The organism is Nocardioides sp. Z22_16, from assembly GCF_058134365.1.
Genome location: NZ_JBYTTI010000004.1, coordinates 275343 through 288094, shown reverse-complemented (window position 1 = coordinate 288094; position 12752 = coordinate 275343). Strand labels below are relative to the sequence as shown.

The following is a 12752-nucleotide window of genomic DNA, read 5'->3' as shown; positions in this document are numbered from 1 at the left end:
CATCCTTCACGACGCTTCCACCGGGAGCCCGAGGCGGTACCGGTTCCAGTGCCAGGACAGGTACCGCTCGACGGCCCGCACCACGTGTGCGGAGCGGATGGAGTGGAAGACGTCGAAGGCGTGCTGGGCCCCCGAGAGCTCGGCGTAGACGACCGAGGCGGAAGCGTCGCGGCGCAGCGCCTCCACGAACGCCCTCGCCTGGCCGACGTCGACCAGCGAGTCGCGCCGGCCGTGGATGACGAAGAAGTCGGGGGCCTGAGGGGTGATCCGCAGGACGGGGGAGGCGGCCTCGAACGCGTCGGGGTCGTCGCGGAAGCGCCGGCGCAGGACCCGGGGGGCGAGGAAGAGGTCGCGCATCAGCGCCGCGCTGCGCAGGCCGGTCGCGCCGGCGAAGTCGTAGACGCCGTAGACCGGCACCGCGGCCCGGACGCTCGTGTCCGCCTCCTCGAAGCCCGGCTGGAAGGCGGGGTCCGCGGGGGTGAGGGCGGTGAGGGCGGCGAGGTGGCCGCCCGCCGAGCCGCCGGTGACGACGAGGTAGTCGGGGTCCCCGCCGTACTCCGCGACGTGCTCGCGGACCCAGGCGACCGCCCTCTTCACGTCGACCACCTGCGCCGGGAAGGGGTGGCGGGGCGCCAGCCGGTAGTTCACCGCGACGCAGACCCAGCCCTTCGCGGCCAGGTGCTGCATCAGCGGCACCCCTTGCTGGTCCTTGCGCCCGACCGTCCAGCCCCCTCCGTGGACCTGGACCAGCACCGGGGCGCCGGAGAGGTCGGCCGGGCTCACCGGGCGGTAGAGGTCCAGGTGGCCGCGACGCCCTCCCTCCACGTAGGCGATGTCGCGGTCGACCCGCACCCGGGCGTCCCCCATCCGGAACGGGGTCAGCACCGAGCGCCAGGGAGTGGCCAGCTCGGCCGGGGTGGGCGGCGCGTCGAGCTGCTCGACGTAGTCCACGCCCAGGCCCTCGACCAGCGCCTCCTCGCACTCGCCCCGGGTGCGGGTGCTGACCTGGACCAGGCGGGCCATGCCCAGCAGGGAGGCCCCGGCCAGCACCAGGCCGGCGCGGTCGACCGGTGCTCCGCGGCCCTGTTGCTGTCGCGCCCGGTGTCGCGCCACGTGCAGAGCGGAGTCCGCCGCCGTCCAGGCCATCAGGTGCGGTGCCAGCTCGGTCGTCAACCAGCCGGCCAGGAAGGCACCTACTCCGCGGCGGAAGCCCCTCGGCGGCCGGAGCGCGTTCGTGGTGAGGGCGGCGGTCACGAGCTGGCGACGGAGGAACGGCACGCCGCGGATGCTAGCCGCGCGCCCCCAGGGTTCGATCAGGGCTCGATCAGCCCGACTCTGATCGCGTAGCGGGTGAGCTCCGTGCGGTCCCGCATCCCGAGCTTGCCCAGGATGTTCTCGCGGTGCCGCTCGACGGTCCGGACGCTGATCGTGAGCAGCCTCGCGATGTCGCGCGACGAGTGCCCCTCGGCGATGAGCTTCACCACCTGGTCCTCCCGCGCGGTCAGCACCGCGCGCGGGAGCCGCTCGCCGCGGCGCAGTCGCTCCAGGTAGTCGCGGACCAGCACACTCTCGGCCTGGGGGTAGAGGAACGACTCCCCGCGCAGGGCGGCACGGCAGGCCGCGACGAGGTCGCGGTCGGCGACCGACTTGAGCACGTAGCCGCAGGCGCCGACGCGGAGGGACTCGAAGAAGTACTGCTCGTTGTCGTGCATCGAGAGCAGCAGGATCGGCGGCGGGGAGGTCCGGCGGGAGATCTCCCGCGCCGCCTGGAGCCCGGTGAGGCGGGGCATCGCGACGTCCAGCACCACCAGGTCGAGGGGCTGCTGGCGGGCCGCCGCCACGGCCTCGGCCCCGTCGGCCGCCTCGGCGACGACCTCGAGGTCCGGCTCCGCGTCCAGGATCATCCGCACCCCGCGCCGGACCAGGGCGTGGTCGTCGGCGAGCAGCACCCGGGCCGGGCGGGCATCCCCTGTCACGGCAGCGGCACCCGAAGCGTCACCGTGGTGCCGCCGCCGTCGCGGGCAGAGACGTCGAGGGTGCCACCGACGAGGGCCGCGCGCTCGCGCATCCCCCGCGTCCCGACGCCCTCCGGCCGCCCTCTCGCGCCCCGTCCGTCGTCGGCGACCGAGAGCTCCAGCAGGTTGCCCTGGAGGCCCAGGTGGAGCTCCACCGTCCTGGCCCCGGCGTGCCGCGCGACGTTGGTGAGCGCCTCCTGCGCCACCCGGAAGACGACGAGCTCGACCTCCTCGCCGAGCGGCGGCATCCCCGGCAGCACGCCACGACGGACGAGGACGTCCCCGGTGCCGAACAGGTCGTTGGTGAGCGCCGCGAGGGCGCTGCGCAGCCCCAGGTCCTCGAGCACGTGCGGACGCAGGTGCCGGGCGACCGAGCGCACCTCGTCGAGGCTGGCCCTGACCTGCTCCCGGAGCCGCTCCAGCCGGTCCTGCGCCTCGGGGGGCGCGTCCGCGGAGAGCGCGGTCAGCTCCAGCAGCACCGCCGTCATCGACTGACCGACCCCGTCGTGCAGCTCCTGCGCGATCCTGCTCCGCTCCGCCTCCTGGGCGGCCAGACCCGCGACCGCGCTCTCGCGCCGGCTCTCCTCGATCCGGTCGAACAGGCCGTTGACCGAGTGCGAGAGGCGCCCGGCGAGGCCCCGGCCGCCCTCGGGCAGGCGTTCCAGGGGCTCGCTGGAGCGGGCGTGGTCCAGGTGCTCCAGCAGCCGGTCGAGCGGGGCGAGGGCCCGGCTGACCAGGAACGACCCCACGGCGACCAGGACGGCGAGTCCCACCAGGAGCGCCGCGACCTCGGACCCCCGCACGTGGGAGGAGACGGAGGCGGGGGAGAGGGCCAGCACCGTCACGCCGAGCGCGAGGAGCGCCGCGTTGATGACCATCACCCGCGCAGCGAGGGAGAGCGGGCGGGACGGCGGCATGGCGCAAGCCTCCACCGAGCTCCGCCCGCGTGTCCACGCGGCCCCGGATGTGGGGACCGGATCCCATGGGCCGGGGGGCCGGAAGAAGGAATCATCTCCGGCAGCATGGACCTCAACCTGACCATCGGCGCCGCCAGTCTCGTCCTCCTCACCGGGGTGGCGGCTGTGCGGATCTCGGCACGGGCCGGGCTGCCGAGCCTCCTGCTCTACCTGGTCATCGGCCTGGCCATCGGTGAGTCCGGGCTGGGCCTGCAGTTCGAGGACCTCGAGCTCACCATGGTGCTCAGCACCCTGGCGCTCGCGGTGATCCTGGCCGAGGGCGGGTTCAGCACCCGGTGGGAGGTGATCCGTCCGGTGGTGGGTCTCTCCGCCCTGCTCGCCACCCTGGGCGTGGCGGTCAGCGTCCTCGTCACCGCGAGCATCGCCTACGTCGCGATCGACGTCGACGTGCGGACCGCCCTGCTGCTGGGAGCGGTGGTGGGCTCCACCGACGCCGCGGCCACCTTCTCCATCATGCGGCGACTGCCGGTCCGGCCGCGGATCCGCGCCACCCTCGAGGCCGAGTCCGGGTTCAACGACCCCCCGGTGATCATCCTGGTCACGGTGGTCGCCAGCGACGCGTGGTACGACGCCCAGGGCCTGGAGATCGCGGGCCTCGTCGTCTTCCAGCTGCTCGTCGGCCTGGTCACGGGACTGGTGGTGGCCTGGTGCGGCCAGTGGCTCCTCTCGCGCAGCGCGCTGCCCGCCGCGGGTCTCTACCCGCTGGCCACGTTCGCCATCATGTTCCTCGCCTTCGCTACCGCGGGGCTCCTCGGCGGCAGCGGCCTGATGGCGATCTACGTGGCCGGGCTGTGGCTCGGCAACGCCAGCCTGCCGCACCGTCAGGTCACGGCCGGCTTCGCCGACGGGATGGGCTGGCTGGCGCAGATCGGTCTCTTCGTGCTGCTCGGCCTGCTGGCCAGCCCGTCCCGGCTGGGGGACGCGCTCGTCCCGGCCCTGATCGTGGGGGTGGGGCTGGCCTTCGTCGCCAGGCCGCTCTCGGTGGCGCTCTGCGCGGTGTGGTGGCGGGTCCCGTGGGGGCACCAGGTCTTCATCTCCTGGGCCGGGCTCCGCGGCGCGGTGCCCATCGTGCTGGCGACCATCCCGATCACCCAGGGTCTGCCGGAGGCCGAGCGCATCTTCGACGTGGTCTTCCTGCTGGTCACCACGTTCGTCCTCATCCAGGCGCCGTCGCTTCCCTGGCTGGCCCGGCGGGTGGGCGTGGTGGTCGAGCGCGCCCAGGAGATCGAGGTCGAGTCGGCCCCCCTCGCGTCCCTGGACGCCAGCCTGCTCCAGTTCGAGGTGCCTCAGGGCTCCCGGCTGGCGGGGGTCTTCGCGGACGACCTGCGCCTGCCCCCCGCGGCGGTCCTGGCGCTCGTGGCCCGCGACAGCCAGGTGAGCACCCCGGACCGGCACACCTCGCTGCGACCCGGGGACCAGCTGCTGCTGGTGGTCCCCGAGCACGCGCGCCGGGAGACCGAGAAGCGGCTCCAGGCGATCAGCCGCGACGGCCGCCTGGCGGTCTGGCTCCACGGCCCCCCGCGCGAGGGCGAGCCGGCGCGCGGGGCGCAACCGTCGACCCGGAAGAATGGGGGCCATGACGACGTACGAGCAGCCCAGGTGGCAGCCGGACGACGATCTCTACCCGGGCTCCGCGGAAGGAAGGGACCTCGCCCACTTCCGTGACGTGCTGGGCCGCTTCGCGAGCGGGGTCACCGTGGTCACGGGGACCAGTGGGGGCGTCCCGGTCGGCCTGACCTGCCAGAGCTTCACCAGCCTGTCCCTGGACCCGCCCCTGGTGCTCTTCTGCCCCTCGCGTGCGTCGCGCGCCTGGCCACTGATCGCCCGGTCCGGCGCCTTCTGCGTCAACGTCCTCGCGGCGGACCAGGCGGACGTCTCCCACGTGATGGCGAGTCGCGGGATCGACAAGTTCGCGCAGGTCGGCTGGGAGCCCTCGGCGCAGACGGGCAGCCCGGTGCTCGACGGGATCGTCGCGCACCTCGACTGCACGGTCGAGGCGGTCCACGACGGAGGCGACCACCACGTCGTCATCGGGCGGGTCCACCACCTCCAGGTCGACCGGGACACCGACGCGCTGCTCTACTACCGCGGGGGCTACGGGAGCACCGCGACCTCGGGGCCTCAGTCGAAGGTGTAGCCGAACTCGGCGAGGTCCCGGGCGTAGACCTCGGCGACCCGCTGCCTCGTCCGGTCGTCGTAGAAGTCCTGCCACGGCCCCACGCTCCAGGTGTTGCGGCGGGGCGGCTCGCTGACCGGGAGCCCGAGCCGCCGCTGGACCACGGCCAGGTCGGCGGCGAGGCGCTCGGTGCGTCCGACGTGGTCGGCGCGGCGGGTGCGGGTGTGCAGGAAGTCCACCTGCGGGGTCGCGAGCCGCTCGTGCTCGACCGTGCCGCGGAGGATGAACTCCTCGAAGTCGGCGTACTTCGCCACGGCGCGCCACAGCGGGTTCCCGCCGCGCGGTCCGTCCTGCTCCACCTGGGGCTTCCCGGAGGCCGGTCCCAGCCGGTGGTTCCAGCGGTCGATCATCGACCACCACGACACCATGCGGCTCCACGGGTTGCGGACGAAGCCGAAGGTCCAGTAGTCGGCGAGGCCGGGCTCCTGCTGGAGCACCCAGCGCAGCCGAGGGTGTCGTCGGGGTCCGAGGTCGCGCAGGTCGTGAGCGCCTTCACGCACCACCGTCTCGACCGTCACCCCTCCGGTCTTGGGGACGTGGATGAAGAGCATCCGGTGAGCGTCGGAGATGAGCACCAGAGCAGGGTAGCCCCGGGGTCAGCGCTCGAGCGGCCAGCCTCGCGCCGCCCAGCCCGAGGTGCCCTCGGCCACGTTCGCCGCGTCCACGCCCTGGGCGCGGAGGAACTCCACGACCTGGCGGCTGCGAGCGCCGCTGCGGCAGATGACCAGCACCCGCTGGCCCTCCGGGAGCTCCCCGAGGCGCTGGGGGACCTCGTCCATCGGCACGTGGTGGGCACCGGGCACGTGGCCGTCCCGGAACTCGTCGTCCTCACGGACGTCCAGGACGAAGCCGCCTGCGGCGTGCTCGGCGGCGAAGGTGTCGAGGTCGAGCTCGCCGGACTCGACCTGGGCGAGCTGGCGACGGATGTCCTCCATGTCCAGACCCCGGACCCCGTCGATCAGCTGCTCCAGGGAGGCCGGCGGCAGCGCCCCGGGCTGGGAGAAGACCAGGACGCCGTCGCGGAACGCCATCAGCGTGGGGATGGAGCTGATCTGGGCCATGGCCGCCAGCTCCTGCTCGGCCTCGGTGTCCACCTTGCCGAAGACGATGTCCGGGTGCCGCTCCGAGGCCTGCTCGAAGACGGGGGCGAACTGGCGGCACGGACCGCACCACGCGGCCCAGAAGTCGACCAGCACGATGCCCTCCGCCGTCACCGTCGACTCGAAGTCCTGACCGGTCAGCTCGCGCGTTGCCATGCGATGACGGTACTAGGAGCGGTGTGACCCGGCGCCGGGCCCGGCCTCACCAGCCGCGAGCCCGCCACTCCGGGAGGTGGGGCCTCTCCTCGCCCAGGCGGCCGTCGTCCCCGTGCCCGGGGTAGAACCAGGTGGAGTCGGGCAGGCGCCCGAAGAGCTTGTTCTCCACGTCGCCCAGCAGCTGGGCGAAGGCCTCGTCGTTCCCGAACGTCGAGCCGACGCCACCGGGGAAGAGGCAGTCACCGGTGAAGAGGTGGGGATGGCCGTCGGGGTCGTCGTAGCGCAGGCAGACCGAGCCCGGGGTGTGCCCGGCGACCGAGACCACCTGCAGCACGACCTGGCCGACCTCCACGCAGTCTCCGTCGCCCAGCCTCCGGTCGACGGCGACCCCCGTCTGCTCGGTGACCGCCGGCGCGTCCGGGGCCCCGACCAGGACCCGCGCGCCGGTGGCGGCGACCACCTCGGGGAGGGCCCGGTGGTGGTCCCAGTGCTGGTGGGTGGTCACCACCGCGTCCAGACCGTCGTCGCCCACCAACCCGAGCAGCCGGTCCGCCTCGGCCGCCGCGTCGACCAGGAGCTGGGTGCCGGTGGCGCGGCACCGCAGCAGGTAGCAGTTGTTGCTCATCTCCGGGTCCACGGCCACCTTGGTGATCGACAGGTGCCTGAGCTCCCGGGTCTGCGGGGGACCGCCGGGAGCCACCTGGCCGGTGTACTCGGCCTCGGGGCGCGTGCCGGGGGAGTGGTCCATGGTTCCTCCTGGGTCGATGTGTCAGCGGTGGTCACCAGGGTGGCAGGGGAGGCAGGCCGTCGGGGGCGGAGAGCCCCTCGCCGGCCCCGCGTCCGCTCAGCCACCACGTCAGCTCCGCGGCCCTCCCGGAGACGACCTGACCGCCCTGGCCCGCCGACCAGCTGCGGTCGAGGTCGGTGGCCCGGACCGTCAGGGGCGCGAGCCGGCGCAGGCGCGGCACCAGCACGTCGACGATCGCCCCCGCCACCTCGACCGGGACGTCCCCCGGATCGCGGCCCGCGGCCAGGTCCACGTGGTGGAGGGCCACCTCGGTGAGCCGCTTCGCCGGTACCTGCGCCACGGTGAACCTGGGGCCTCCGGGGGCCCACTCCAGCTCCGCCTCGTGCTCGTCCCCGCGGACCGCCTCGAGCGCGTCTGCCAGCACGGTGATGCTGGCCAGGAACCGTTCGCGCAGCTCGGCGGGAGGTCCCGGGGCGAGCTCGTCGATCTCCGCGTCCCGCGCCGCGGACGAGGCGTACTGCGGGACGGCCTGCCCCCGCCTGATCCCCTCGACCGCGCGGGCGAGCCCCTCGGCGTTGAGCGCGAGGTGCGCGACCACGTGCGCCCGGCTCCAGCCGGGCAGCGCGGACGGCTCCGCCAGCGCCCGCCCCTCGAGCGAGTCGACGGTGCGCACGAGGGCGACGGTCTCGTCCTGCAGGAGCTCCAGCGCGGTCATGGTGACATTGAACACCCAGGGGCGGCCACGCCTGCCCGCGCTTGGCCCCGCTTGGTAACATGGCGAACACGTGTTCGAACGACGTGTGGGGATCCTTCTGTGACCGACCAGCTCATCATCCGGGGTGCCCGGGAGCACAACCTCAAGGACGTCTCGCTGGATCTCCCGCGCGACTCCCTGATCGTCTTCACGGGTCTCTCCGGCTCCGGGAAGTCGTCCCTGGCGTTCGACACGATCTTCGCCGAGGGGCAACGGCGCTACGTCGAGTCGCTCTCCGCCTATGCCCGGCAGTTCCTCGGGCAGATGGACAAGCCGGACGTCGACTTCATCGAGGGGCTCTCGCCCGCGGTCTCGATCGACCAGAAGTCGACCTCCAAGAACCCGCGGTCGACGGTCGGCACGATCACGGAGGTCTACGACTACCTCCGGCTCCTCTACGCGCGGGCAGGGCGCCCGCACTGCCCCACCTGCGGGGCGCCGATCGAGCGGCAGACCCCGCAGCAGATCGTGGACCGGGTGCTCGCCATGGAGGAGGGCCGCCGGTTCCAGGTCCTGGCCCCGGTCGTCCGTGGTCGCAAGGGCGAGTACGTCGAGCTCTTCCGCGCCCTGCAGTCCCAGGGCTTCAGCCGTGCCCGGGTGGACGGGGAGACCCACCCGCTCGACGCGCCCCCCACGCTCGACAAGCAGCGCAAGCACAACATCGAGGTGGTCATCGACCGGCTCGCCGTCAAGGAGTCCTCCAAGCGACGGCTGACCGACTCGGTGGAGACCGCCCTCCAGCTCGCCGACGGCCTGGTGGTGCTCGACTTCGTCGACCTCGACGAGAAGGACCCCGAGCGTGAGGTCCGCTTCTCGGAGCGGATGGCCTGCCCCAACGACCACGCCATCGACACCGACGACCTCCAGCCGCGCTCCTTCTCCTTCAACTCGCCCTTCGGCGCCTGCCCGGAGTGCCACGGCATCGGCACCCGGATGGAGGTCGACCCCGAGCTGGTGGTGCCCGACCCGCAGGCCACCCTGGGGGAGGGGGCCATCCAGCCGTGGAGCGGCGCCCACGTGGCCGACTACTTCCTGCGGCTGATGGGGGCCCTGGGCGACGAGCTCGGCTTCGACCTCAACACGCCGTGGGAGGAGCTGCCGGCCAAGGCGCGCAAGGCGATCCTCCGCGGGCACCCGACCAAGGTGCACGTGGTGACCCGCAACCGCTACGGGCGCCAGCGCTCCTACTACGCCGAGTTCGAGGGCGTCGGCCAGTACATCGAGCGGCGCCACCAGGACGCGGAGACCGACACCAGCCGCGAGCGCTTCGAGGGCTTCATGCGCGAGGTGCCGTGCCCGGCGTGCCAGGGCAGCCGGCTCAAGCCGGTCTCGATGGCGGTGACGGTGGGCGGACTCTCGATCGCCGATCTCTGCGCCCTGCCGATCAACGAGACCGCCGACTTCCTCCGCTCGGTCGAGCTGAGCGAGCGCGAGCGCCAGATCGCCGAGCGGGTGCTCAAGGAGATCCAGGAGCGCCTCCAGTTCCTGCTGGACGTGGGGCTCGACTACCTCTCGCTGAGCCGCCCCTCCGGCTCGCTCTCGGGCGGGGAGGCGCAGCGCATCCGGCTCGCCACCCAGATCGGCGCCGGCCTGGTGGGCGTGCTCTACGTTCTCGACGAGCCCTCCATCGGCCTGCACCAGCGCGACAACATGCGGCTGATCGAGACGCTGGTCCGGCTCCGCGACCTCGGCAACACCCTGATCGTGGTGGAGCACGACGAGGACACCATCAGGGCGGCCGACTGGGTGGTCGACATCGGTCCCGGGGCCGGTGAGCACGGTGGCCAGGTGGTCCACTCGGGCTCGGTCGCCGACCTCCTCACCCACCCCGACTCCTCGACCGGGGCGTACCTCTCCGGTCGGCGGGAGATCCCCGTCCCCGACGTCCGGCGACCCCGCACCAAGGGACGCGAGCTCGTCGTGAAGGGAGCGAAGGAGAACAACCTCCGCAACGTCGACGTCGCCTTCCCGCTCGGCATGTTCGTGGCCGTCACCGGCGTCTCCGGCTCAGGGAAGTCGACCCTGGTCAACGACATCCTCTACACGTCGCTGGCCAAGCAGATCTACAACGCCCGGACCGTCCCGGGGCGTCACCGCACGATCACCGGGGTCGACCAGGTCGACAAGGTCATCCACGTCGACCAGTCGCCGATCGGGCGCACCCCGCGCAGCAACCCGGCCACCTACACGGGAGTCTTCGACCACGTGCGGAAGCTCTTCGCGCAGACCCCGGAGGCCAAGATGCGCGGCTACCTCCAGGGGCGCTTCTCCTTCAACGTCAAGGGTGGGCGCTGCGAGGCGTGCCAGGGCGACGGCACGATCAAGATCGAGATGAACTTCCTCCCCGACGTCTACGTGCCCTGCGAGGTGTGCCACGGCGCCCGCTACAACCGGGAGACGCTGGAGGTGCACTACAAGGGCAAGACGATCGCCGACGTGCTCGACATGCCGATCGAGGAGGCCTCGGAGTTCTTCGCGGCGGTGCCCCCGATCGCCCGGCACATGAAGACGCTGACCGAGGTGGGGCTCGGCTACGTGCGCCTGGGGCAGCCGGCGACCACGCTCTCCGGTGGCGAGGCGCAGCGGGTCAAGCTGGCCAGCGAGCTGCAGAAGCGCTCCACGGGTCGCACCCTCTACGTCCTCGACGAACCCACCACGGGTCTCCACTTCGAGGACATCCGCAAGCTGCTGCTGGTGCTGGGCCGCCTCGTCGACCAGGGCAACAGCGTCCTGGTCATCGAGCACAACCTCGACGTGATCAAGACCGCCGACTGGATCGTCGACATGGGTCCCGAGGGCGGCTCCCGCGGGGGGATCGTGGTGGCCGAGGGCACCCCGGAGGACGTGGCCGCCAACCCGGAGAGTCACACCGGGCGGTTCCTGGCCCCCCTGCTGGAGGGCGTCCTGCGTCGCTGAGGAGGCTCAGGCGCCCGATCTCAGGGTGCGGGGCCGAGCCTCAGGCGGGTGCGGCGGCGCGGGGGACACCCGGGCGCAGGCACCGGCTCCGCCACGCCCGGTCCCGGGGGGACTCCCGCCGGTCCAGGCGGGCGTCCAGTACCTGGCCGGCCTCCTCGAGGCGGCCGGCCTTCAGGAGGGCGGCGATCCTGATCTCCTCGAGGACCTCCCGCTGGGCGTCCGAGCCGCCGAGGCGCCACGTGCGGTCCGAGACGGCCTCGAGACAGTCGGCGGCGAGCCCGGGCAGACCTCTGGCGAGGACCACGAGCGCGTGCGCCACCGGGGCCACCACCTCGCGGTGGACCGGGTGCGCGTGGCGCTCGCTGTGCCGGGCGAGCGCGCGGAGCCCGGCAACGTCCTCGGTGGCGAGCAGCACGACGGCCGCGTGCATGGCCACGAAGGGGGTGGGGGGTCGCCGGAGCATGTCGTGGCCGACCGAGGCGACGACGTCGTCCAGCCCGGGCACCGCCTCGCCCTCGGCGGTCAGGGCCCACCGGAAGAGGAGCGAGCCGGTGTCGACCAGGGCGCGGCATCCCAGGGTCCGGTCCGGGCCCAGCTGCGTGTCGTGCCGGCGGCGCACCGCCGCGAGGTCGCCGAGGCTGAGCTCGTGCAGGGCCGCGTGCCACGAGAAGTGACTCAGCCCGACCGCGCCGGTCCCGGGGCCCGAGACCCAGGCGTCCATCCAGGCGAGTCCGTCGCGGTGGTCGCCGGTCTCGTAGTGGGCGTGGGCCCGGGCGTGTGCCGAGTGGCCGGCCGACGGCTCCACGGCCAGCGAGCTGCAGGCGAGCTCCATCGCCTCGTCGAAACGGCGCTGCTCCTGCCGCACGAACGCGAGCAGGCCCTGGCTCCACCAGTGGTCGCCGTACGCCGGAGCGGCGTCCTCCACCAGGGCCCAGGCCTCGGCGGGCACCTCGGTCACCCCGGCGAAGGCGATCGTGGGGACCGCGGAGCTGAGGAGCAGCGCGTCCCGGGGGTGCTCCGAGAGGTGGCGGACCAGCGGGGCGGGGTTGCCGGAGACGTGCTGCAGCACGCTGTGGACGTGCGAGCGCTCCCGGTCGGTGGCCCGGCGCGCGTGCAGCTCGGCGTCCCGGAGCCGGGCCGGCAGGTCGACGGGCAGGCACATCTCGTGGCCGAGCAGCGCCAGGGTCGAGTGGGCCAGCGCGAAGGTGGGGTCGAGCGCCAGGGACTGCGAGACCAGCTCGGCGCCGCCCTGCTCCAGCTTGAGCAGGCGCAGCAGGCCGTCGGACCAGGCGGCGGCAGCCTCGGGGCTCGTGGTGAGGGTGAGCCCGAAGGGGTCGTGACACGGCATGAAAGGAGAGTAACTCACTCGACATTAGTAGGGGAGCAGGCCGAGGATCTCGCCGCGTCGCCTCCTCGCCCCGACTCGTTTTTCCGGCGGCGCTACCCTCCCAGTGCCCTCTTCCCCGTCCCCCAGGAGCCGCCTTGAGCACCGAAGGTCTCAGCAGACGTCGCGCACTCACCGGCGCCGTGGTCGCCGGCGTGGGGGTCCCGTTGCTGGCGGCGTGCGGGGACGACTCCGGCGACGAGCCCGTCGTCGCGGCGCCGAAGGCGGAGACAGGGGAGGTCATCGCTGCCACCGCCGACGTGGCGGTCGGCGCCTGCGCCGTCTTCCCCGACCGCAAGGTCGTGGTCACGCAGCCCACCGAGGGCACCTTCAAGTGCTTCTCGTCGGTCTGCCCCCACCAGGGCTGCGAGGTCTCCTCGAGCAGCGACGGACACATCCCGTGCACCTGCCACGGCAGCAGCTTCTCGCTCGAGGACGGCTCCGTGCTCGACGGGCCCGCCAAGACCGCCCTGCCCGAGGTGGCGATCACCGTCACCGGGGACACCATCACCATGGCCTGACCGTA

General features: G+C 73.1%; 11 protein-coding genes and 2 pseudogenes. 4 read left to right on the top strand and 9 right to left on the bottom strand.

The annotated features are described in order from the left end of the window. Positions 1-6 precede the first annotated feature (6 nt). The 3 genes from AC3X7R_RS13530 to AC3X7R_RS13520 are packed head-to-tail and all read right to left on the bottom strand — an operon-like array spanning position 7 to position 2932. Positions 7-1278 (bottom strand): alpha/beta hydrolase fold domain-containing protein, encoded by a 1272-nt coding sequence (locus AC3X7R_RS13530; protein ID WP_489966190.1) that lies wholly within the window; start codon positions 1276-1278, stop codon positions 7-9. A gap of 35 nt (positions 1279-1313) precedes the next feature. Next, positions 1314-1976, bottom strand: a complete 663-nt coding sequence (locus tag AC3X7R_RS13525; protein WP_489966189.1) for a response regulator — start codon at positions 1974-1976, stop codon at positions 1314-1316. Next, the gene (locus AC3X7R_RS13520; protein ID WP_489966188.1) at positions 1973-2932 is read right to left on the bottom strand and encodes a sensor histidine kinase; all 960 of its coding nucleotides are present in this window, start codon (positions 2930-2932) and stop codon (positions 1973-1975) included. Before AC3X7R_RS13520 ends, AC3X7R_RS13525 begins: the two co-directional genes overlap by 4 nt. Positions 2933-3037: 105 nt before the next feature. On the opposite strand from AC3X7R_RS13520, the gene AC3X7R_RS13515 reads away from it, so the two are divergent. Both AC3X7R_RS13515 and AC3X7R_RS13510 read left to right on the top strand, forming a co-directional pair. After that, positions 3038-4657 (top strand): potassium/proton antiporter, encoded by a 1620-nt coding sequence (locus tag AC3X7R_RS13515; protein WP_489966187.1) that lies wholly within the window; start codon positions 3038-3040, stop codon positions 4655-4657. Next, a complete protein-coding gene (locus AC3X7R_RS13510) occupies positions 4569-5129 on the top strand; it encodes a flavin reductase family protein (protein WP_489966186.1) in 561 nt (186 codons plus the stop codon). Before AC3X7R_RS13515 ends, AC3X7R_RS13510 begins: the two co-directional genes overlap by 89 nt. Here AC3X7R_RS13510 and AC3X7R_RS13505 read toward each other — a convergent pair. The 5 genes and pseudogenes from AC3X7R_RS13505 to AC3X7R_RS13485 form a co-directional block, all read right to left on the bottom strand. After that, positions 5114-5743 carry a sulfotransferase family 2 domain-containing protein gene (locus tag AC3X7R_RS13505; RefSeq protein ID WP_489966185.1) on the bottom strand — a complete coding sequence of 210 codons (630 nt, stop codon included), beginning with the start codon at positions 5741-5743 and terminating at the stop codon, positions 5114-5116. The genes AC3X7R_RS13510 and AC3X7R_RS13505 overlap by 16 nt on opposite strands. Before the next feature lie 21 nt (positions 5744-5764). After that, positions 5765-6019: pseudogene (locus AC3X7R_RS13500) on the bottom strand (rhodanese-like domain-containing protein); the annotation flags it as partial. Positions 6020-6064: 45 nt separating this feature from the next. Further along, positions 6065-6424, bottom strand: a pseudogene (gene trxA / locus AC3X7R_RS13495) (thioredoxin); the annotation flags it as partial. Between the two features lie 46 nt (positions 6425-6470). Then, on the bottom strand, positions 6471-7172 hold the full coding sequence (locus AC3X7R_RS13490) for an MBL fold metallo-hydrolase (RefSeq protein ID WP_489966184.1): 702 nt from the start codon (positions 7170-7172) through the stop codon (positions 6471-6473). A gap of 31 nt (positions 7173-7203) precedes the next feature. After that, entirely contained in the window at positions 7204-7887 is a 684-nt protein-coding gene (locus tag AC3X7R_RS13485) for a maleylpyruvate isomerase family mycothiol-dependent enzyme (protein WP_489966183.1), read from the bottom strand. A 99-nt stretch (positions 7888-7986) separates the two neighbouring features. Here AC3X7R_RS13485 and uvrA point away from each other — a divergent pair, with 99 nt between their 5' ends. Then, a complete protein-coding gene (gene uvrA, locus AC3X7R_RS13480) occupies positions 7987-10842 on the top strand; it encodes an excinuclease ABC subunit UvrA (protein ID WP_489966182.1) in 2856 nt (951 codons plus the stop codon). 40 nt (positions 10843-10882) lie between these two features. On the opposite strand, the gene AC3X7R_RS13475 is transcribed toward uvrA, so the two are convergent. Beyond that, positions 10883-12190: a tetratricopeptide repeat protein gene (locus AC3X7R_RS13475; RefSeq protein ID WP_489966181.1), complete on the bottom strand. Its 1308-nt coding sequence runs from the start codon at positions 12188-12190 to the stop codon at positions 10883-10885. Positions 12191-12324: 134 nt separating this feature from the next. On the opposite strand from AC3X7R_RS13475, the gene AC3X7R_RS13470 reads away from it, so the two are divergent. Further along, on the top strand, positions 12325-12747 hold the full coding sequence (locus AC3X7R_RS13470; protein ID WP_489966180.1) for a Rieske (2Fe-2S) protein: 423 nt from the start codon (positions 12325-12327) through the stop codon (positions 12745-12747). Positions 12748-12752: the final 5 nt, after the last annotated feature.